At 71.4% G+C, this 19,914-nt stretch carries 19 protein-coding genes; 11 read left to right on the forward strand and 8 right to left on the reverse strand.

Going from position 1 to position 19,914, the window contains the following annotated elements; genetic code table 11:
* Nucleotides 1-14 precede the first annotated feature (14 nt).
* The 5 genes from ACZ7N4_RS20425 to ACZ7N4_RS20445 are packed head-to-tail and all read left to right on the forward strand — an operon-like array spanning nt 15 to nt 6,898.
* Complete coding sequence (locus tag ACZ7N4_RS20425) at nt 15-1,049, forward strand: ABC transporter permease (protein ID WP_471359716.1); 1,035 nt, start codon at nt 15-17, stop codon at nt 1,047-1,049.
* The gene (locus tag ACZ7N4_RS20430; protein ID WP_471359717.1) at nt 1,046-1,981 is read left to right on the forward strand and encodes a carbohydrate ABC transporter permease; all 936 of its coding nucleotides are present in this window, start codon (nt 1,046-1,048) and stop codon (nt 1,979-1,981) included. The genes ACZ7N4_RS20425 and ACZ7N4_RS20430 overlap by 4 nt, the downstream gene beginning before the upstream one ends.
* On the forward strand, nt 1,978-3,957 hold the full coding sequence (locus ACZ7N4_RS20435) for a beta-galactosidase (RefSeq protein ID WP_471359718.1): 1,980 nt from the start codon (nt 1,978-1,980) through the stop codon (nt 3,955-3,957). Before ACZ7N4_RS20430 ends, ACZ7N4_RS20435 begins: the two co-directional genes overlap by 4 nt.
* The gene (locus tag ACZ7N4_RS20440; RefSeq protein WP_471359719.1) at nt 3,954-6,149 is read left to right on the forward strand and encodes a glycosyl hydrolase family 95 catalytic domain-containing protein; all 2,196 of its coding nucleotides are present in this window, start codon (nt 3,954-3,956) and stop codon (nt 6,147-6,149) included. Before ACZ7N4_RS20435 ends, ACZ7N4_RS20440 begins: the two co-directional genes overlap by 4 nt.
* 35 nt (nt 6,150-6,184) lie before the next feature.
* Nucleotides 6,185-6,898: a glycoside hydrolase family 12 protein gene (locus tag ACZ7N4_RS20445; RefSeq protein WP_471359720.1), complete on the forward strand. Its 714-nt coding sequence runs from the start codon at nt 6,185-6,187 to the stop codon at nt 6,896-6,898.
* Nucleotides 6,899-6,947: 49 nt separating this feature from the next.
* On the opposite strand, the gene ACZ7N4_RS20450 is transcribed toward ACZ7N4_RS20445, so the two are convergent.
* Nucleotides 6,948-7,961 carry a LacI family DNA-binding transcriptional regulator gene (locus ACZ7N4_RS20450; RefSeq protein WP_471359721.1) on the reverse strand — a complete coding sequence of 338 codons (1,014 nt, stop codon included), beginning with the start codon at nt 7,959-7,961 and terminating at the stop codon, nt 6,948-6,950.
* Between the two features lie 408 nt (nt 7,962-8,369).
* Between ACZ7N4_RS20450 and ACZ7N4_RS20455 the strand changes: the two genes are divergently transcribed.
* Together ACZ7N4_RS20455 and ACZ7N4_RS20460 are read left to right on the forward strand one after the other, a co-directional pair.
* Nucleotides 8,370-10,310, forward strand: coding sequence for an acyl-CoA dehydrogenase family protein (locus ACZ7N4_RS20455; protein ID WP_471359722.1), 1,941 nt, complete (start codon nt 8,370-8,372; stop codon nt 10,308-10,310).
* Nucleotides 10,311-10,363: 53 nt separating this feature from the next.
* Nucleotides 10,364-10,501 (forward strand): hypothetical protein, encoded by a 138-nt coding sequence (locus ACZ7N4_RS20460; protein WP_471359723.1) that lies wholly within the window; start codon nt 10,364-10,366, stop codon nt 10,499-10,501.
* Between the two features lie 68 nt (nt 10,502-10,569).
* Here the strand turns inward: ACZ7N4_RS20460 and tgmC are convergent, their stop codons facing one another.
* The 5 genes from tgmC to ACZ7N4_RS20485 all read right to left on the reverse strand — a co-directional run bounded on the left by tgmC (nt 10,570) and on the right by ACZ7N4_RS20485 (nt 13,944).
* On the reverse strand, nt 10,570-11,703 hold the full coding sequence (gene tgmC, locus ACZ7N4_RS20465) for an ATP-grasp peptide maturase system methyltransferase (RefSeq protein WP_471359724.1): 1,134 nt from the start codon (nt 11,701-11,703) through the stop codon (nt 10,570-10,572).
* The gene (tgmB, locus tag ACZ7N4_RS20470; RefSeq protein WP_471359725.1) at nt 11,700-12,650 is read right to left on the reverse strand and encodes an ATP-grasp ribosomal peptide maturase; all 951 of its coding nucleotides are present in this window, start codon (nt 12,648-12,650) and stop codon (nt 11,700-11,702) included. Before tgmB ends, tgmC begins: the two co-directional genes overlap by 4 nt.
* Nucleotides 12,647-12,940: a putative ATP-grasp-modified RiPP gene (gene tgmA, locus ACZ7N4_RS20475; protein ID WP_471359726.1), complete on the reverse strand. Its 294-nt coding sequence runs from the start codon at nt 12,938-12,940 to the stop codon at nt 12,647-12,649. The genes tgmB and tgmA overlap by 4 nt, the downstream gene beginning before the upstream one ends.
* A gap of 321 nt (nt 12,941-13,261) precedes the next feature.
* Nucleotides 13,262-13,585, reverse strand: coding sequence for a hypothetical protein (locus ACZ7N4_RS20480; protein ID WP_471359727.1), 324 nt, complete (start codon nt 13,583-13,585; stop codon nt 13,262-13,264).
* The gene (locus tag ACZ7N4_RS20485; protein WP_471359728.1) at nt 13,582-13,944 is read right to left on the reverse strand and encodes a hypothetical protein; all 363 of its coding nucleotides are present in this window, start codon (nt 13,942-13,944) and stop codon (nt 13,582-13,584) included. The genes ACZ7N4_RS20480 and ACZ7N4_RS20485 overlap by 4 nt, the downstream gene beginning before the upstream one ends.
* Before the next feature lie 189 nt (nt 13,945-14,133).
* Here ACZ7N4_RS20485 and ACZ7N4_RS20490 point away from each other — a divergent pair, with 189 nt between their 5' ends.
* Nucleotides 14,134-15,357 carry a transcriptional regulator gene (locus ACZ7N4_RS20490; RefSeq protein ID WP_471359729.1) on the forward strand — a complete coding sequence of 408 codons (1,224 nt, stop codon included), beginning with the start codon at nt 14,134-14,136 and terminating at the stop codon, nt 15,355-15,357.
* Here ACZ7N4_RS20490 and ACZ7N4_RS20495 read toward each other — a convergent pair.
* Together ACZ7N4_RS20495 and ACZ7N4_RS20500 are read right to left on the reverse strand one after the other, a co-directional pair.
* Nucleotides 15,338-16,000: an HAD family hydrolase gene (locus ACZ7N4_RS20495; RefSeq protein WP_471359730.1), complete on the reverse strand. Its 663-nt coding sequence runs from the start codon at nt 15,998-16,000 to the stop codon at nt 15,338-15,340. The genes ACZ7N4_RS20490 and ACZ7N4_RS20495 overlap by 20 nt on opposite strands.
* Nucleotides 16,001-16,354: 354 nt before the next feature.
* Complete coding sequence (locus ACZ7N4_RS20500) at nt 16,355-16,813, reverse strand: lamin tail domain-containing protein (RefSeq protein WP_471359731.1); 459 nt, start codon at nt 16,811-16,813, stop codon at nt 16,355-16,357.
* 147 nt (nt 16,814-16,960) lie between these two features.
* On the opposite strand from ACZ7N4_RS20500, the gene dxr reads away from it, so the two are divergent.
* The 3 genes from dxr to ACZ7N4_RS20515 form a co-directional block, all read left to right on the forward strand.
* Nucleotides 16,961-18,232 (forward strand): 1-deoxy-D-xylulose-5-phosphate reductoisomerase, encoded by a 1,272-nt coding sequence (gene dxr / locus ACZ7N4_RS20505; protein ID WP_471359732.1) that lies wholly within the window; start codon nt 16,961-16,963, stop codon nt 18,230-18,232.
* Nucleotides 18,229-19,533: a M50 family metallopeptidase gene (locus tag ACZ7N4_RS20510; protein WP_471359733.1), complete on the forward strand. Its 1,305-nt coding sequence runs from the start codon at nt 18,229-18,231 to the stop codon at nt 19,531-19,533. The genes dxr and ACZ7N4_RS20510 overlap by 4 nt, the downstream gene beginning before the upstream one ends.
* A 169-nt stretch (nt 19,534-19,702) precedes the next feature.
* On the forward strand, nt 19,703-19,914 hold a 212-nt coding region (locus ACZ7N4_RS20515; RefSeq protein WP_165941651.1), incomplete at its 3' end, for a flavodoxin-dependent (E)-4-hydroxy-3-methylbut-2-enyl-diphosphate synthase.

A 19,914-nucleotide genomic window follows, 5' to 3' on the forward strand; every position in this document is an offset into this window, starting at 1 on the left:
CAAGGAGAACAGCCGTGTCCTACAGCACGGTGCCTCGGAGCAGCGCCGAGGCCGGCACACCGGTGAAGACCCCGGTGGCGTCCGCCGGCGCCACGGGCGCCCGGACGGAGCGACGGCCGGGGAAGCCGAGCCTGCGGCACAGGTTCCGACGCGACCGCACCCTGATCCTCATGACGGTACCGGCCGTCGTACTCGTCCTGGTCTTCAACTACCTGCCGATCCTCGGCAACGTCGTCGCCTTCCAGGACTACGACCCCTACATCAGCGACAACGGCATCGTCTCCATGCTGAACAGCCCCTTCGTGGGCCTGGAGAACTTCCAGCGGATCTTCGAGGACTCGGCGTTCCGGAACGCCGTCGAGAACACGCTGGTGCTGTTCCTCGTCCAGCTCGTGCTGTTCTTCCCGATCCCCGTCCTGCTCGCGCTGCTCATCAACAGCGTGGTCCGGCCCCGGGTGCGGGCGGTCGCGCAGGCCGTGCTCTACCTGCCGCACTTCTTCTCCTGGGTCCTGGTCATCGCCGTCTTCCAGCAGATGTTCGGCGGCGCCGGGATGCTCTCGCAACTGCTGCGGCAGCACGGGTACGACGGCCTCGACATCATGACCGACCCGCACACCTTCCCGTTCCTGATCACCGCCCAGAGCGTGTGGAAGGACGCCGGATGGGGGATCATCGTCTTCCTCGCCGCGCTGGCCTCGGTGCCCACGGACCTGTACGAGGCCGCCGCGATGGACGGCGCCGGACGCCGGCGCCGCATGTGGCACGTCACGCTTCCCGCCCTGCGCCCGGTGATCGCGCTGCTGCTCGTGCTGCGCGTCGGTGACGCCCTGACCGTCGGGTTCGAACAGATCCTGCTGCAACGCGACGGCGTCGGCACGGACGCGGGCGAGGTCCTCGACACCTTCGTCTGGTGGAACGGCGTGCGCAACCAGGACTTCGGCTACGCGGCCGCCGCCGGTCTGATCAAGGGCGTGGTCGGCATCGGCCTCGTCCTCACCGCGAACAAGGTGGCCCATCTCATGGGCGAGCAGGGGGTGTACAAGAAGTGACCGCCGTCATCGACGAACCGGCGAGCCGACCGAGCCGGTGGGCCGCGCCTCCCCGCCCGGCGTGGGAGGAGGAGCCCTCGAAGGCCGGCCTCGCCGGCAAGGGCATCGCCCTGGCGTTCGCCTGCCTGGCGATCCTCTTCCCGCTGTGGATCGTGATCGTCACCAGCCTCTCCTCGCGGAGGACCATCGACGAGGCGGGCGGCCTGGTGATCGTCCCCAGGGGCATCACGTTCATCGCCTACCGGGAGCTGCTCGGCGGCGGCCAGGTTACCCGGGCCGCGGTCGTCAGCGTCCTCGTCACCCTGGTCGGCACGCTCTTCTCGATGACGGTGTCCGTCCTGTGCGCCTACGGCCTGTCCCGCACCGGGTCCCTCGGCCACCGCTGGATCCTGATGGCGCTGCTGGCGACCATGTTCTTCAGCGCCGGCCTCATCCCCACCTACCTGCTGGTGCAGTCCCTCGGGCTGACGGACACCTATCTCGCGCTGATCCTGCCGAGCGCGGTGAGCGTCTTCAACATCCTGGTGCTGCGCGGCTTCTTCATGGGAATCTCCCCGGAACTCGTCGACAGCGCGCGCATCGACGGCGCCGGGGACCTGCGGATCCTCCGGCAGATCGTCATGCCGCTGTCGCGGGCGGTCCTCGCGGTGATCACGCTGTTCTACGCCGTCGGGTACTGGAGCGCCTGGTTCAACGCGTCGCTGTACCTGAACGACCAGGACATGATGCCGCTGCAGAACGTCATGATCCAGCTCGTGCAGAAGCAGGAGGCGCCGGTCGGTCTGGGCCAGGCCATCAAGACCGGTCAGCTGTCGGGGCTGTCCATCCAGATGGCGGTCATGGTGATGGCGCTGCTGCCGGTCGCCGTGCTGTCGCCGTTCGTGCAGAAGCACTTCAGGAAGGGCATGCTGACCGGGGCGGTGAAGGGGTGACCGGTACGGAGCCGGCCCTCCCCGATGCCACCCGGGGCCGCATCCTCTTCGGCGGCGACTACAACCCCGAGCAGTGGCCGGAGGAGACCTGGCAGGACGACGTGCGGCTGATGAAGGACGCCCGCGTCAACTCGGTCACGCTCGGCGTCTTCTCCTGGGCGCGGCTGGAACCCAAGCCGGGGGCACGGGAGTTCGGCTGGCTGGACCGGTTGATGGACCTCCTGCACGCCCACCGCATCGGCGTCGTCCTCGCCACGCCCACCTCCTCCCCGCCGCCCTGGATGGGACGGCTGCACCCCGACACCCTGCCCCGGGACGCCGACGGGCGGACCGAGTGGTGGGGCGGGCGCCAGCACTTCTCGCACTCCAGCGCCACCTACCGCCGGTACGCCGCCGCCATCACCGAGGACCTGGCCGCCCGCTACGGCGACCACCCGGCCCTCACCATGTGGCACATCAACAACGAGTACTGCACCTTCGACTACGGCGACGAGGCCGCCGCCGCCTTCCGCCGCTGGCTGCGCGAGCGGTACGGCACCCTCGACGCCCTCAACTCGGCCTGGGGCACCGCCTTCTGGAGCCAGGGGTACGACACCTGGGACGGCATCCTGCCGCCCCGCCGCGCCCACTACCTGAAGAACCCCGGCCAGGTGCTGGACTTCCGGCGGTTCACCTCCGACATGCTCCTGGAGTGCTACACCGCCGAGCGGGACATCGTCCGCCGGTACAGCCCGTACCTCCCGGTCACCACCAACTTCATGCCGCTGTGGGCCGGGCAGGACGGCTGGCGCTGGGCCGAGGAGGAGGACGTCGTCTCCGTCGACCTCTACCCCGACCCGCGCGATCCGCTGGGCGCGCAGCGCGGCGCCCTCGTGCAGGACCTCACCCGGTCACAGGCGCGCGGGCCGTGGATGCTGATGGAGCAGGCCGCCGGACCGGTCAACTGGCGGGGCGTGAACCACCCCAAACCGCGCGGCCTCAACCGCCTGTGGTCCTTCCAGGCCGTCGCCCGCGGCGCCGACGCCGTCTGCTACTTCCAGTGGCGCCAGTCCCGGCAGGGCACCGAGAAGTTCCACTCCGGGATGGTCGGCCACGCGGGGGAGCAGGGCCGTACCTTCCAGGAGGTCAGGCGGCTCGGGGAGGAACTCGCCCGGATCGGGGGCCGGGTGTCGGGCGGCCGTGTCACCGCCGACGTGGCCGTGCTGCACGACTGGCACTCCTGGTGGGCCGGTGACCACGAGGGCCGGCTGTCGACACGGGTGGACCTGCCGGAGGTCCTCACCGCCTGGCACCGGGCCCTGTGGGAGGCCCACCTCACCACCGACTTCGCCCACCCGGAACACGACCTGTCCGGCTACCGGCTCGTCGTCGCCCCGCAGCTGTACCTGCTCACCGACGCCGCCGTCACCCGCCTCCTCGCGTACGTCCGGGGCGGCGGCACCCTGGTCTGCGGCTTCCTCACCGGGGTCGCCGACGAGGACGACCGGATCCGGCCCGGCGGCATGGACGCCCGGCTGCGCGAGCTGTTCGGCATCCGCACCCTGCACGAGTGGTGGCCGCTGGAGGCGGGCGAGACCGTGGCCTGCGAGGGCTTCCGCGGGACGCTGTGGTCGGAGGAGATCGAGCCGGAACCCGGCGCCGCCGAGACCGTGCCGTACCGGGGCGGCGAGCTGGACGGGCTGCCCGCCGTGCTGCACCGGGGCCGCGCCTGGTACCTCTCCACGCTGCCCGAGCCGGAGGCGCTGCGCTCCCTGCTGGCCGGCATCGCCGACGGGGCGGGCGTACGGCCGGTGCTGGACGGGCTGCCGGCCGGCGTGGAGGCGGTGCGCCGGGGCGAGCTGCTGTTCCTGCTCAACCACGGGCGGGAACCGGTCACCGTCCAGGTTCCGGGGGCCCGTCGCGAACTGCTCGGCGACACGGACGTCACGGACGCGGTCATCCTCGGCCGCTACGGCGTGGCGGTGCTGCGGTCATGAGCGGGACGCCGGCCCACGGCACCTGGGAACCCGCTCCGGCCGCCCGCTGGGAGGACGCCTTCCTGAGCGGGAACGGCCATCACGGCGCCCTTGTGTTCGGCGACCCGGACGATGAGCGGGTCGTCGTCACCCATCACCGCCTGGTGCGTCCCAACGGAGGAGAGCACGCCCGCCCGCCCCGGCTGGCCGCCGGACTCCCCGCGCTCCAGGACCGGCTGCTCGCCGGTGACCTCACCACCGCCGAGAGCTTCACCGACGGCCGCCCGCTGCAGTGGGTGCAGCCCTTCCACCCCGCCTTCCGGATCCGGGTGCGGGGAGCGGCCGGCGCCGACCACGGAGGCTTCCGCCGAGCCGTCGACTTCACCAGCGGCGAGGTCACCGCGGTCCGCGCCGGGGCCGGCAGCAGGCTCTTCGTCTCCCGCGCGGACGACGTGATCGTGCACGAGGTCACCGGCGGCGACCTCGACATCCGCCTGGACCACCGGCTCCCCGGCGCCCCGGCCGGCCTGCGCGTCGGCCACGGCACCCTGCTCACCCCCGAGGGCGCCCTGCTCAGCCTGCGCGCCCGCTACCCCGGCAGCGACCGCGCCTACACCGGCGTGACCCTGGTCGCCGTCTCCGGCGGCCGGACCGAACTCGTCCCGCCGGGCGTCCGCGTCACCGGCGCCCGCTCGGTGCTGCTGCTCACCCGGGTGCGCCGGCACACCGGCGAGGCGGACACGGTCGCCGAGGCACGGCGGCTCCAGGGCCTGCTCGACGGCACGGACGGGCCGTACGACAGCCTGCTCGCCCGCCATCTGGACCGGCACCGCACCGCCTACCTCCGGGTCTCGCTCGACCTCGGTGCCGACCCGGCCGAGCGCGCCCTGCCCGGCTCCGAGCTGCTGACCCGCCCGCACAGCCCGGCCCTGCTGGAGCGGCTCTTCGCCGCCGGCCGCTACCACCTGCTCTCCAGCAGCGGCCTGCTGCCGCCCCGGCTCACCGGACTGTGGACCGGCGACTGGGACACGGCCTGGTCGGGCGCGTTCACCACGAACGCCAACCTCAACCTCCAGACCGCCTCCGCACCCGCCGCCGCCCTGCCCGAGGTCACCGAGGCGCTGGCCGCGCTGGTCGAACGGCAGCTGCCGGACTGGCGGGCCAACGCCCGCGCGATCTTCGGCACCCGGGGCGCCGTCGCGCCCTCGCACACCGACGGCGAGTCCGGGCTGACGTACCACTTCAGCCGCGCGTACCCGCTGCACCTGTGGACCGCCGGCGCGGACTGGCTGCTCAAACCCCTGGTCGACCACGACGAGATCCGCGGCGAGCAGGACCCGCGCACCGCCGCCGCCCTCGCCGAGGCGGCCCTCTTCTACGAGGACTTCCTCACCCGCACGGGCCCCGACGGCCACCTGGTCGTCGTCCCCTCCTACTCGCCCGAGAACCGTCCGGCGGGCGGCAGCTGGGGCGCGGTCAACGCGGCCATGGACCTCTCCGCCGCCCGTCACACCCTGCTCACCGCCGCCCGCTACCACCCCGGGCACGCGGGCAGGTGGCGGGCGCTCGCCGACCGGCTGCCCCCGCACCGGACCAACGCCGACGGCGCCCTCGCCGAGTGGGCCTGGCCCGGGCTGGACGACACCTACGACCACCGCCACCTCAGCCATCTGTACGGCGTCTGGCCCCTGGAGGAGATCACCCCCCACGACACCCCGCGCCTGGCCGCCGCCGCCCACCGGGCGCTCGCCCTGCGCGGCACCGGGAACGACTCCGCCCACGGCCACCTCCACCACGCCCTGGTCGCCGCCCGCCTGGGGGACCGGGACCGGGCCACCGCCGCCCTGCGCCGGGTGCTCGACGGCGACTACTTCCACGCCTCCCTGATGAGCGCCCACTACCCGCGCCGGGACGTCTACAACGCGGACGCCGCGCACACCCTGCCCGGCGTGCTGATCGAGCTGCTCGTCCAGTCCACCCCGGACCGGCTCGTCCTGCTGCCCGCCCTCCCGGACGGCTGCCCGCGCGGCGAACTGCGCGGGGTGCGTACCCGGTTCGGTGCGGAGATCGACCTCGCCTGGGACCCGGACGGCGCCCGGGCCGTCGTACGCCCCCACCGCACCGGCCGCGTCGAACTGCGGACCTCCTCCGGCGCCGAGCCGCTCGACCTCGTCGCCGGAGAAGACCGCGTCCTCACCCTGGGGGCGCGGTGACCGGATCGACTCCCCCCACCCATGGAAGGGACACCATGGCAACACGCACACCGAGCAGGATCGCCACGGTCCTGCTGGCCCCCGCCCTCGCCCTCGGCGCCACCGTCGCCCTCGCCTCGGCACCCGCCTCCGCCGCCGTCTGGAACTCCTGCGACCAGTGGGGCAACACCACGCTGAACGGCTACACCCTCTACAACAACATCTGGGGCTCCGGCGCCGGCAGCCAGTGCGTCTGGGCCAACTCCGGCACCAACTGGGGCGTGTGGGCGAACCACCCCGACACCGGCGGGATCAAGTCCTACCCCGACGCCAAGAAGGTGATCAACAAGCCGATCACCTCGCTGGCCTCGCTCACCAGCAGCTACAACGTCACCGTCCCGTCGTCCGGCGCGTACAACACGTCGTACGACATCTGGGACACCGACCACGACTACGAGATCATGCTCTGGGTCAACAAGACCGGAGCCGTCGGCCCGCTCGGCACCTCGCAGGGCAACGTGACGCTGGGCGGCCACACCTGGACCGTCTACAAGGGCGACAACGGAGCGAACGACGTCTTCTCCTTCGTCCGCACCTCCAACTCCGGCTCCGGCACGGTCGACATCCTGCCGATCCTGAAGTGGATCAAGGACACCAAGGGCTGGTTCGGCAACGAGACCATCGGTGACGTCCAGTTCGGCTACGAGATCACCTCCTCGTCCGGCGGCCTGAACTTCACCACCAACAACCTCACCGTCAGCAGCAGCTGATCCGGTCCGGGCCGGCTCCCCCAGGGGGCCGGCCCCCCCGAGGGGGACGTCAGGGCGCGGCCGGCGCCGGTCCCGAACTCGCCCGGACCGTCAGCTCGGGCGCGAGCAGCACGACCTCGTCGCCGTCCCGCCCCTCCAGCTTGGCCACCAGGCGCTCCACGGCGTGCCGGCCCATCTCCTGGGCCGGGATGCCCACGGAGGTCAGCCGCACCGAGGCCTGCACCGCCACCTGGTCCGGGCAGATCGCGACCACCGACACGTCCTCCGGCACCGCCCGGCCCTGCTGGCGCAGCAGCGCGAGCAGCGGCTCCACCGCCGACTCGTTCTGCACCACGAACCCGGTCGTCCCCGGCCGCTCGTCGAAGATCCGGGCCAGCGTGAGGGCCATCGCGTCGTACCCGCCCTCGCACGGCCGGTGCAGCACCCGCAGGTCCGACGCGCGGGCCCGGGCGCGCAGGCCGTCGAGGGTGCGTTCGGCGAAGCCGGTGTGCCGCTCGTAGACCGCCGGGGCCTCGCCGATGACCGCGACGTCCCGGTGGCCGAGTCCCGCGAGATGCTCCACACACAACGCGCCGGTCGCGCTCCAGTCCAGGTCCACGCAGGTCAGGCCGGTGGTGTCGGCGGGCAGACCGATGAGGACGGAGGGCTGGTCCGTCTCCCGCAGCAGCGGCAGCCGCCCGTCCTCCAGCTCGACGTCCATCAGGATCATCGCGTCGGCCAGCCCGCTGCCGGTGACCCGGTGCACCGCGTCCGGGCCTTCCTCGCCGGTGAGCAGCAGGACGTCGTACCCGTGCGTCCGGGCGGTGGTGGCCACCGCGATGGCGATCTCCATCATCACCGGCACGTACATGTCGGTGCGCAGCGGGACCATCAGCGCGATGATGTTGGACCGCTTGCCGGCCAGGGCGCGGGCACCCGCGTTCGGGTGGTAGCCCAGTTCCCGGATGCTCTGCCGGACCCGCTGCCGGGTGGTCGCGGAGATGGACCGCTTGCCGCTGAGGACATAGCTCACCGTGCTCGCCGAGACTCCGGCGTGCTGGGCGACCTCGGCGAGGGTGACCATCCAGCTCTCCAAGCTCTGTGAAGCGCTTCGACACTGCGCGGTGCCGACACGGGGGGAGTGAGGGTGGGACCGACAGTAGCCTCAGCACGTGCGGCTGTCCAGAGTCAGTCGAAGCGCTTCGACACCCTCCCCGTTCCCCCAATGTCCCAACCGCCCCCTGTCAAGGATCCCCGACACCCGTCCGGCCCAAGCCGCCCGGTGACGCACACCCGCCTCCGGGACCGCGACGGGCACCGCGGCCCCCAAGGGTCCCGGACGCCTCGGCGGCGCGCCCCGCTCGGCGGCCGTGGGCCGGGCGCCTGCGCGAGGGGTGGTGAGACCGCCCCGTTTCGGGTACCAACGATCCAGTAGCACTGGTCGGTAACGAACGGTCCCAGTCGTCCCCCTTCGCGGCGAGGTGAGGCTCCCATGTCCGCCACCACCACCCCACGCACCACCGTCACCGAGCGCGAGTCCCGCCAGGTGGCGGAGGCCGCCCGGGAACAGGACTGGCGCAAGCCCAGCTTCGCCAAGGAACTGTTCCTCGGGCGCTTCCGGCTCGACCTCATCCACCCGCACCCGCTGCCCGACGACGAGTCCGTCCGGCGCGGCGAGGAGTTCCTGGCGAAGCTGCGCGCGTTCTGCGAGACGGCGATCGACCCCGCCCGCATCGAACGCGAGGCCCGCATCCCCGACGAGGTCGTGGCGGGCCTGAAGGAACTCGGCGCGCTCGGCATGAAGATCGACCCCAAGTACGGCGGTCTCGGCCTCACCCAGCTCTACTACAACAAGGCCCTCGCCCTCGTCGGCTCCGTCAGCCCCGCCGTCGGCGCGCTGCTCTCCGCCCACCAGTCGATCGGCGTACCCCAGCCGCTGAAGATGTTCGGCACCCAGGAGCAGAAGGACGCCTTCCTGCCCCGCTGCGCCCGCACCGACATCTCCGCGTTCCTGCTCACCGAGCCGGACGTGGGCTCGGACCCCGCCCGCCTCGCCACCACGGCCGTCCCCGACGGCGACGACTACGTCCTCGACGGCGTGAAGCTGTGGACCACCAACGGGGTGGTCGCCGACCTGCTCGTGGTCATGGCTCGGGTGCCGAAGTCCGAGGGCCACAAGGGCGGCATCACCGCGTTCGTGGTGGAGGCCACCGCCGAGGGCGTCACCGTCGAGAACCGCAACGCCTTCATGGGGCTGCGCGGCATCGAGAACGGCGTGACCCGCTTCCACCGGGTCCGGGTCCCGGCCGCGAACCGGATCGGCCCCGAGGGTGCGGGCCTGAAGATCGCGCTGACCACGCTGAACACCGGGCGGCTGTCGCTGCCCGCGATGTGCGCCGGCGCCGGCAAGTGGTGTCTGAAGATCGCGCGGGAGTGGGCGGCCGAGCGCGAGCAGTGGGGCAAGCCGGTCGCGCTGCACGAGGCCGTCGGCTCGAAGATCGCGTTCATCGCGGCCACGACCTTCGCCCTGGAGGCCGTCCTCGACCTGTCCTCCCAGATGGCCGACGAGGACCGCAACGACATCCGCATCGAGGCCGCCCTCGCCAAGCTGTACGGCTCCGAGATGGCCTGGAAGATGGCCGACGAACTGGTCCAGATCCGCGGCGGACGCGGCTACGAGACGGCCGAGTCGCTGCGGGCGCGCGGCGAGCGCCCCGTACCGGCCGAGCAGATCCTGCGCGACCTGCGCATCAACCGCATCTTCGAGGGCTCGACCGAGATCATGCACCTGCTGATCGCCCGCGAGGCCGTCGACGCCCACCTCTCGGTCGCCGGCGACCTCATCGACCCCGACAAGCCGCTGTCCGCCAAGGCGAGGGCGGGCGCGAACGCGGGCGTCTTCTACGCCAAGTGGCTGCCGAGGCTGGTCGCGGGACCGGGCCAGCTGCCCCTGGCCTACGGCGAGTTCAAGCACGGCATCGACCTCTCCGGGCACCTCCGCTACGTCGAGCGCACGGCCCGCAAACTCGCCCGCTCCACCTTCTACGCCATGTCCCGCTGGCAGGGCCGGATGGAGACCAAGCAGGGGTTTCTCGGCCGGATCGTGGACATCGGCGCCGAACTGTTCGCCATGAGCGCGGCCTGTGTCCGCGCCGAACGGCTGTGGCGGGAGGGCGAGCACGGCCGCGAGGCCTACCAGCTCGCCGACGCCTTCTGCCGGCAGGCCCGCATCCGGGCGGAGGAACTCTTCGACCGGCTGTGGACCAACACCGACGAACTGGACCGCAAGGTGGTCAGGGGCGTCCTCGGCGGGGCCTACACCTGGCTGGAGGAGGGCATCCTCGACCCCTCCGGCGAGGGACCGTGGATCGCCGACGCCAGTCCGGGTGAGAGCCGTCACCCGAACGTGCGGAGGCCGTACGGCGACGGGTGATATCAGCTGGGCGTGACCTCGTCCATGAGTAGCAGGATGTCATCCAGTCGGGTGTGGAGGCACCCGACGATGAGGATGAGGCCGGCCGCCGGCAGCTGGGCGAGGTCTTCGGCGCGCACAGTACGCGGCTGGACCACCTGCTGCTCATCGCGGAAGCCCTGGGTACGCCGCTCGCCCACCTGGTCCGATGACCAGTTCAGCCTGCCGCCGGACCAGGAACGGCCCGACGGCAGGAAGCGAATCGGTGACGGCGTGTGCGTCAGAGGCCAGCCCAGTCCACCCGCTGGCCCTCGGACGAGACCTCGATCTCGAACTGTTCCAGTGACGGGGCATCGTCTGCCTGCCAGCGCAGCAGGCGCTCCTCGACGTCCTCCCACAGGCGCGCTGGACCGCCCTGGCGGACCGTCCAGCGCTGCTCTCCTTCCTGCCGGAAGGCAGCCCACGCTCCGGCGTCCACGTCCAGCAGGACGTGTTCCGTGCCGTTCGGGCCGGGGAGCGTGAGGTGCTGTGCGCGCGGTGCCGCGAGCTGCGCGACGAACCGGGCTGCCGGGTCGAGCAGGATGGTCGGGTCGATCCGGGCCCGACGTTCTTCCCCGGAGCCGAAGTCCGGCAGCACGCCCAAGGGCGGGGGCGCCTGGGGGCGGGCGAGCATGAACGAAACGCCCCCGTCCAGGAATCGGCCGCGTGCGGTGCCGTCGTCGCCGACGGTGAGGCGTGCCAGGCCGGAGGCGTGCATCCAGCCGGTCACCGTGGTCAGGATGATCCCGCCCGGCCGGGCCTGCTCGACCCAGGTGTAAGGGACGTCGAGCACGCTGCAGGTGGCGATGACCCGGTCGTACGGGGCGCCGTCCTTGTGGCCGGCGAGGCCGTCGCCGACGACGAGGTCCGGGAAGTAGCCGCAGGCGCCGAGGCTCGTCCTTGCCCGGGCGGACACCTGGGAGTCGACCTCCACCGAGGTGACGAGCGTGTCGCCGAGGCGGTGGCACAGCAGACCGGTGGAGTATCCGGTGCCGGTGCCGATCTCCAGCACACGGTGGCCGTCCTCGACCTGGAGGCCTTCCAGCATACGCACTACCAGACTGGGCAGCGTGCTCGATGACGTTGGCTCGCGGAGGATGTCGCCGCGGATGTCCGCAGGTGCGATGGTGCCGGCTACCTGGGTCACGAAGGACTCGTCGTCGTAGCAGCGCACCAGCCAGCCGGGCGACTCTGCCAGTACCGGCCGCCACGCGGTGGGGCCCGGCCCGATCACCCGCTCGAAGAAGCCGGCACGGAGGAACTCGTGTCGGGGGACCTCCTCGACGGCCGTGCGCCAATGTGGGTTGGCGAGGTGGCCGCCGTCGGCCAGCTGGTCGGCGAGTGTGCGGCGCAGGGCGGTGTCCAGGTCGCTCATCGGTGTTTCCTCTCCAGGAGGTCGGCCATGGCCGCGAGCATGGGCAGGCCGGTCTCCGGTTCGAGCCAGTACCACTGGCCGCTGGGGTTGCACTCCAGGAACCACCATCGACCCTCGCGGTCGATGGCGAAGTCGAATGCGCCGAAGACGAGATGGAACCGGGCCAGGTACGCGTAGAGGGCGTCGGTGACGCCCGTGGGTGGTGTGACAGGCGTGTAGCGGAGCCGGCTGTAGTCGGTGCGCCAGTCCAGCAGGCCGGAGTCGATCCGGACGGCGAACACCTCGCCGCCGATGACGGTTACGCGTACGTCCGCGGCCTTGTCGACCATCTGCTGCAACAGGTGCGCTGTGCCGGCCACCGAAGCGTCGATGTCAGCAACCGCCACTTCGCCGACCTTGACGGTGTTGGAGACGCCGTCCACGAAGTAGGCAGGTGTCGCGAGGGGCTTGTAGATGGTGGGGCCGTACCGCTTGATGAACGCCCGGGCGGCGTCCGGCTCCGTGGTGACGAGAGTCGGCGGTACCTGGAATCCCACGGCGGCCGCCGCGGTGAGCCCGGCCGGCTTGAACTCGGCGTCGCCGATGCGGTGCGGATGGTTGACGTACAGGCAGCCGGGCAGGGAGGCCAGGACGCCGCCGAGCCCGTAGCGGGCCTGGGTGATGGCGAATCGGGCGTCCTGCTCGTTTAGGTGCGGGTAGGCGAAGCCGGAGGGCCGCCGGTAGTACAGGGAGCGGGCCTGTGAGAGTTCGGCGGTCCGGGTGGGCGTGGACAGGGTGCCGTCCAGGCCGTCGGTGGTGATGGTGGCCGCGACCGACAGGGCGTGCGGGAAGTCGGCGCTGTCGAACCGCACGACCGGGACGCCCCGGTCGTGCAGCTCGGTGATCACCACGTCGGCGGTGGGGTCGTTCAGACAGGTGACGACCAGCACCGGACGAGGGTCATTCACTGGTCGCCGTCGCTCCCGGTGTCGCTGTCCTGCGTGGAGCCGTTGCCGTCGGGGCTGGTGCCCGTCGACGGCTGGGTGCCGGTGCTGGTGCCGTGGCCGGGCATCTCCATCACCCGGCCGTGGGTGTCGAAGAACCTGGTGGTCTGGGTGGCCGGGTCGAGCACGGCGCGGGTGTAGCCCGGGCTCATCGCCGGGTACGGGGCCATGCGCCTCAAGCCCCACGGGGTGTGGGTGGTGGCGCCGGTGGGCACCGGCGTTCCGGTGGGGAGTCGATCGGAGTGCACGTACAAGGCAGTTCCTCTCGTTGGGGGTGCGGGTGGCCCGCCGTTCGGTCGCGGCGGGGGCATGTAGGGGTCCGCCGCCGGGACGGGGGCGTCGGTGACGGCCCTGTGGCCACCCGCCTACCTCCGCCGGGCGGCCATCCGGCGCTCACCTCAGCGCGCCGGAGTCTGGGGCACACGCCGGTTCGGCGTGCGGGATAGGTCTGCCGCGGGTCGGCTTGCAGTACTGCTCGTGGACGGACAGCGTCGATCCGGGGCCGGAGGCGGCGTGATGTCCGACCGTCCTGCACGGCTCATCACGGCGGATCGGCTTGTCACAGTGAGCGCAGATCACCGCCGGGCCTGCCGCACCGCGCGCACCAACCCGCGTCCCGTTGGGCACAGGTTGTTGTCGTCCACGCACTTCTCACAGGCCTGGCTGTGCGTCACGAGCGCGTTCATCGCCTGTTCCAGGGCACACCGGCGGCACGCGCGAGGGAACCAGCCGGTCTGGCCGCCGACGCGGCGCAGGCTCCGTTCGCCGAGGTCAACAGCCGTTTCCGACCTGAGAACCACCCCATCCCACACGCAGGTGACGCCTCGCACCTGCTCCTGCGACAGGGTGTGGAACTCGGGGAGCGGCAGGGCCGCGAGGGGCTGTGGCAAGGTCGTCACCCGGCCTGCTCCTCATGGAGGCGCGGCCGGAACGCGTCCGCGAGCGCGGCCCGAAGCGCTGCCGGGTCGGTGAGCCAGCCATCGTCACCCGGGCAGATCCGCCAATGCGGTCCCGGGCCCTCCGTACGGCGGACCGGCGGGATCGGAACGGACGCGCCAGCCGCGAGTGCTTCCGCGTTGCCGACGTCCCACAAGCCAGCGGTGCCGACCGGGATGAAGAAGTACAGCGCGCTGTGGGCGGGGTCCTCAACCACGGCGCCGGCGCGGGCACCGAGGATCTCCATCGCGGAGAGGCCGAGCTGTCTGGGGACGCGGACGGCGTCCCACTCGGGGGCGTCCACGGGTGGAGCGGTGGGCATGGTGACTCCTCCGCAGCAGGTGTGATCGGGCACACACCAGACTGGTCCTGCAATCGCATTGAGCCGAGGACTTCAATAGGCCTCTTGCGCGCACGAAGAGGACTTTCCTTGGGCTCCCTGGGCAATTACTGGCCAACATAAGGACTTGCCGCGACACTTGCCGCAGCGCTCGACTACGGAGGTGCAGCAATGGCACGCCCCGCAGGTAATACCCGACTCAAGGCCGCCCGGGTCGCGGCCGGCTACCACTCACAGCAGGCTCTCGCGGACGCCCTGGCGGTCGGTGTCCGACAGGTCCGACGGTGGGAATCCGACCGGCCGCCGGTTCCTCAGCCGGAGATGGCCCAGACTCTCACGCGGCTCCTGGGCCAGGACCTTGAAGCGCTCGGGTTTACCCCTCCCGGGCGGGCCGCGGGGGACCCGCGCCGCACGGTGCCCGCCGTGACAGCGGCCGCCGTAGGCCTCGCGGCCGTTCCCACGCAGGCCGTCGCCGTCCAACCCGCGACAGCTGCGGAGGACTTCGAAGCGGTCACCCGCTCGCACCGCCGCCTGTACTGGTCCGTCGCCCCGGCAAGCCTGCACCCGGCCGCGATCGCGCACGCCACCCTCGGCTGCGCGCTGCTGCCGGAAGCCGCCGGCCAGACGCGGCAGCGAATCGCCGCAGCACTTGCCGAGACGTGGCTGCTGGCGGGGCGGATCGAGTTCTTCGACCTGCGCGAGCCGGACCGGGCCGCACACACTCTGCTGCGGGCGCTCCAGGCCGCCGGCGAGGCCGACGATCCTCTGCTCGGTGCCGCGGTCTTGGCGCATACCGCGTTCATCCCAGGCTGGGACGGCCGCCGTGAAGAGGCTGTTGAGCGGATGGTGGCCGCCCGGACATACGCCCGGCGCGGCCCTGCCTCGGCGGAACTGCTGGCGTGGCTCGACGCGGTGGAGGCGGAGTGTGAGACGCGCTGCGGCAGTACTCGCACAGCGCTGCATCTGATTGGGCACGCCGAGGACGTCCTCGCGCGCGGTGGTGAGCACGACACCCCGGAGTGGCTGGACTGGTTCTCCCCGGTGCGCCTGGCAGCATTCAAGGGAAACACCCAGCTCAAGGCCGGGCACCTTCCGCAGGCGCGCGAGACGCTCCTCGCTGTCCTCGATGCGCTCGGCCCCGCCAACGAGAAGCAGCAGACGGTGGTGCTCGGTGACCTCGCCGCGGTCGAGGCCGCCTCCGGCGAGACGGAAGCGGCGTGCGGGTACGCGGTGCGTGCGCTCGATCAGCTGGAGCGGACCTGGTACGCGATGGGCATGGACCGGGTGCGGGAGGTACGGCGCGCGTTGACGCCGCACCAGCACGAGCGTTGTGTCCGCGACCTGGATGACCGCCTGTACCGGTGGTCCACGACGGTCAGTGCGCTTGCTCGTTGAACCGCTGGATGAGCGGCGACAGTTCGAGGAGGCTTCCCACGCGGAACGTAGGGAGCTTCTTCGCTTCCTCGGTGTTCCACTGGATCGTCGCCCACGGGCCGCGATGTACGAGCGCGGTATGCATGCCCGCGGCGACAGCGGGGCGGATGTCGTTGTCGACGCGGTCGCCGACGTACAGCATCTCGTGCGGCTCGGCGGGGACGACCTCGGCGACGCGGTCGAAGAAGGCGCGGTCAGGCTTGGAAGCACCCCAGTCGTCGCTGGTGCCGATCAGGTCGACGTCCGGGCTGAACAGCTTCCGCAGGATGCCGCCCGCGCGCACGGTCTGGTTGCCTGCGATGCCCAGCCACAGACCGTCCGCGCGGAGCGCGGCGAGCGAGTCCCGGACGTCTGGATACAGGTCGGCTTCGCCGAAGTGCTCTGGCTTCCCTGCGGCCGCGCGGGCCTCGCGTTCGGCGTACAGGTCGAAGCCGGGCTGGAACTCCTGGAACACCTCGCGGTAGTCGCGTCCCTGGGCGATGACGGCGCCGAACACTGCGGCGAAGGTGTGGCGCGGGACCTGGAGCCAGTCGGCCCAGGTGCCGTACTCGGTGGTCTCGTCTACAAGGCATTCGCCGACGTCGAAGATCACAGCGCGAATCATGCGGGCAGGGTACCGGGCATGACGAAAGGGCCCCCTCTCGCCCGAAGGCGGGAGGGGGTTGAAGGACCACGGACACTGCCGGCGCTACGGGTCGAGGCCCAACACGATCGACCACTGCGCTCGCGGCGGCCGCCGACGATGCCGCCTGCGGGCCCTGTGCGCGACGCTCACCGTGCCAGCCCACACCGCGATCGCCGCGGACAGAAGCCCCATGAGGACGGGCAGGACCATCTGGTACAGGCGGGCCTGCCATTCACGCTCGCGCCGGTCACGCTCCGCCAGCTGGTACTGCTCGAAGGCGGTCTCAAGGGCGTCCCGGGCGTCCGCGACCTTCTGCGGCGGCGGCGACGGGCACTAGCAGTACTTGTCGCTAGCGTCCCGCGTCGTCCAGGAGCAGCTGTCGACCTTGCCGCCGCTCGCCCTGGTCAGGGTCGCCGTGTCCTTGTCGTTGTTCCAGACGTAGGCACGGCGGTCCTGGTACTTGTCCGACGCGGTGTCCGAGCCGCTGCCGGTGTGGATCTTCAGGTACTTCCCGGCGCCGATCTTGACGTTCGGGAAGACGTACTTGTGGTTGGAGGCGTCCTTCAGCACCCAGCCCTTGAGCGAGACGGCAGAGCCGCTGGTGTTCTTGAGCTGCACCCACTCGGCGTTCAGGCTCTTGTTCGAGCGGTTGTCCGAGCCGGGGCTGTCGAACCACACGTGGTGGATGCTCACGCCCCCGGCGGCCTCGGCCGGGGTGCTGAGCAGGGTGCCGGTGAGCAGGGCCGCTCCGGCGAGAGCGGGCAGGGCCGCGCGTATGCGCACCGTACGCATCGAGAAATCCCCCCAGGATGTCGTCCGCGAATCATGTGGAACGAAGTGTTATCACATGATCTTCACGACGGGTTCACATTCAGCGGAACCCGCCCGCCCGGGGGACGCGCTGTCCGGAGCGACGGCGCGTGCGGCCACAATGGGGGGATGACCGACAGTCCCGCCCATCCGGCCCCCCTCGCCGACCCGCACCTCGTCTTCGACCCCGCCGCCGGCGACGGTCCCAAGGACGTGGTGATCCTCGGCTCCACCGGATCCATCGGCACCCAGGCCATCGACCTCGTGCTGCGCAACCCCGACCGCTTCCGGGTGACCGCCCTGTCCGCGAACGGCGGCCGGGTCGCCCTCCTCGCCGAGCAGGCCCGCCGGCTGCGGGTGCGGACCGTCGCGGTCGCCCGCGAGGACGTCGTACCCGCGCTGCGCGAGGCGCTCGCCGCGGAGTACGGGGCGGGGGAGCCGCTGCCCGAGATCCTCGCCGGACCCGACGCGGCCACGCGGGTCGCCGCCTCGGACTGCCACACCGTTCTCAACGGCATCACCGGTTCCATCGGCCTCGCGCCGACCCTCGCCGCCCTGGAGGCGGGCCGCACCCTCGCGCTCGCCAACAAGGAGTCGCTGATCGTCGGCGGCCCGCTGGTCACCGCGCTCGCCAAGCCCGGCCAGATCATCCCGGTGGACTCCGAGCACGCCGCCCTCTTCCAGTCGCTGGCCGCCGGCACCCGGGCCGACGTCCGCAAGCTCGTCGTCACCGCCTCCGGCGGCCCCTTCCGCGGCCGCACCAGGGCCGAGCTGGCGCACGTCACCGTCGAGGACGCCCTCGCCCACCCCACCTGGGCCATGGGCCCGGTGATCACGGTGAACTCCGCGACCCTGGTCAACAAGGGACTGGAGGTCATCGAGGCACACCTCCTCTACGACATCCCCTTCGACCGCATTGAGGTGGTCGTGCATCCCCAGTCGTATGTCCACTCGATGGTCGAGTTCACGGACGGATCCACGATCGCCCAGGCGACGCCCCCCGACATGCGCGGGCCGATCGCCATCGGACTGGGCTGGCCCGAACGTGTCCCCGACGCGGCACCCGCCTTCGACTGGAGCAGGGCCTCCACCTGGGAGTTCTTCCCGCTGGACAACGAGGCCTTCCCCTCGGTGAACCTCGCCCGGCACGTGGGGCAGCTCGCGGGCACGGCCCCGGCGGTGTTCAATGCCGCCAACGAGGAGTGCGTCGCTGCCTTCCTGAGCGGCGCGCTGCCCTTCAACGGGATCATGGAGACCGTCACCCGGGTGGTGGAGGAACACGGCACCCCGGTCACGGGAACCTCACTCACGGTGTCGGACGTCCTCGAAGCGGAGACCTGGGCCCGGGCCCGGGCCCGCGAACTCACAGCCACGACGGCGACCGCGGAGGCGCGTGCATGACGACCTTGATGTTCATCCTCGGCATAGTGGTCTTCGCGGTGGGCCTGCTCGTCTCGATCGGGTGGCACGAGCTGGGGCACCTGTCCACGGCCAAGCTCTTCGGCATCCGCGTCCCGCAGTACATGGTCGGCTTCGGCCCGACCATCTGGTCGCGGAAGAAGGGCGACACCGAGTACGGCATCAAGGCGATCCCGCTCGGCGGCTACATCCGCATGATCGGCATGTTCCCGCCCGACGACTCCGGCCGGGTCACCGCCCGCTCCACCTCCCCGTGGCGCGGCATGATCGAGGACGCCCGCTCGGCGGCCTTCGAGGAACTCCAGCCGGGTGACGAGACCCGCATGTTCTACACGCGCAAGCCGTGGAAGCGGGTCATCGTCATGTTCGCGGGCCCCTTCATGAACCTGGTGCTCGCGGTCGGCCTCTTCCTCACCGTGCTGATGGGCTTCGGCATCCAGCAGGAGACCACCACCGTCGAGTCCGTCTCGCCCTGCGTGATCGCGCAGAGCCAGCACCGCGACACCTGCAAGAAGTCCGACCCGGCCTCCCCGGCCGCGGACGCCGGGATGAAGGCGGGCGACAGGATCGTCTCCTTCGCCGGCGTGCCGACCGAGAACTGGAACGCCCTCTCGGACCTGATCCGCGGACACGCCGGCAAGGACGTGCCGATCGTGGTCGACCGCCACGGCCGGCAGGTCACCCTGCACGCGAGGATCGCCACCAACCAGGTCGCCAAGAAGGACTCCAGCGGCTCCTACGTCCAGGGCGAGTACGTCAAGGCCGGCTTCCTCGGCTTCAGCCCGGCCCGCGGTGTCGTCAAACAGGACTTCGGCCAGTCCGTGACCTGGATGACCGACCGGGTCGGCGACGCCGTCGACTCCCTCGTGGACCTGCCCGGCAAGATCCCCGCCCTGTGGGACGCAGCCTTCGGCGACGGCCCGCGCGAGCCGGACTCCCCGATGGGCATCGTCGGCGCGGCCCGGGTCACCGGCGAGATCGCCACCCTGGACATCCCGGCCTCGCAGCAGCTGGCCATGGCCGTGTTCGTGGTCGCCGGGTTCAACCTCTCCCTGTTCCTGTTCAACATGCTCCCGCTGCTCCCGCTCGACGGCGGGCACATCGCGGGCGCCCTGTGGGAGTCGCTCCGGCGGAACGTGGCCCGGGTGCTGCGCCGGCCCGACCCCGGCCCGTTCGACGTCGCCAAGCTCATGCCGGTGGCGTACGTGGTGGCCGGGATCTTCGTCTGCTTCACCGTCCTGGTGCTGATCGCCGACGTGGTCAACCCGGTGAAAATCTCCTAGCAGCCCGGCGTTCACCGCGGCCCGGAACCCCCCGGTTCCGGGCCGCACCCCATCGTGTGTCTTTACGGGAGGGATGTGCTGACGCCCGGCCCGGTGCCGTAATCTCGAAGCCTGGAGCCCGCCGTTCACGGGACCGGACCTTGATCCACGACTTGGGGTTGCACAGCAGATGACTGCGATTTCTCTCGGCATGCCGTCCGTTCCGACCAAGCTCGCCGAGCGCCGCAAGAGCCGGCAGATCCAGGTCGGAAGCGTGGCGGTCGGCGGGGACGCGCCGGTCTCGGTCCAGTCGATGACCACGACGCGTACGTCCGACATCGGCGCCACCCTCCAGCAGATCGCCGAGCTGACCGCGTCCGGCTGCCAGATCGTCCGCGTCGC

This window comes from Streptomyces sp. NPDC107654 (assembly GCF_055639035.1).

Coding starts and splice junctions, on each gene's coding strand:
- ACZ7N4_RS20510 (WP_471359733.1), top strand. CDS start 18,229: ATGACGACCTTGATGTTCATCCTCGGCATAGTGGTCTTCGCGGTGGGC.
- ACZ7N4_RS20455 (WP_471359722.1), top strand. CDS start 8,370: ATGTCCGCCACCACCACCCCACGCACCACCGTCACCGAGCGCGAGTCC.
- ACZ7N4_RS20490 (WP_471359729.1), top strand. CDS start 14,134: ATGGCACGCCCCGCAGGTAATACCCGACTCAAGGCCGCCCGGGTCGCG.
- dxr (WP_471359732.1), top strand. CDS start 16,961: ATGACCGACAGTCCCGCCCATCCGGCCCCCCTCGCCGACCCGCACCTC.
- ACZ7N4_RS20485 (WP_471359728.1), bottom strand. CDS start 13,944: ATGCCCACCGCTCCACCCGTGGACGCCCCCGAGTGGGACGCCGTCCGC.
- ACZ7N4_RS20500 (WP_471359731.1), bottom strand. CDS start 16,813: ATGCGTACGGTGCGCATACGCGCGGCCCTGCCCGCTCTCGCCGGAGCG.
- ACZ7N4_RS20450 (WP_471359721.1), bottom strand. CDS start 7,961: ATGGTCACCCTCGCCGAGGTCGCCCAGCACGCCGGAGTCTCGGCGAGC.
- tgmC (WP_471359724.1), bottom strand. CDS start 11,703: ATGAGCGACCTGGACACCGCCCTGCGCCGCACACTCGCCGACCAGCTG.
- ACZ7N4_RS20495 (WP_471359730.1), bottom strand. CDS start 16,000: ATGATTCGCGCTGTGATCTTCGACGTCGGCGAATGCCTTGTAGACGAG.
- ACZ7N4_RS20445 (WP_471359720.1), top strand. CDS start 6,185: ATGGCAACACGCACACCGAGCAGGATCGCCACGGTCCTGCTGGCCCCC.
- ACZ7N4_RS20440 (WP_471359719.1), top strand. CDS start 3,954: ATGAGCGGGACGCCGGCCCACGGCACCTGGGAACCCGCTCCGGCCGCC.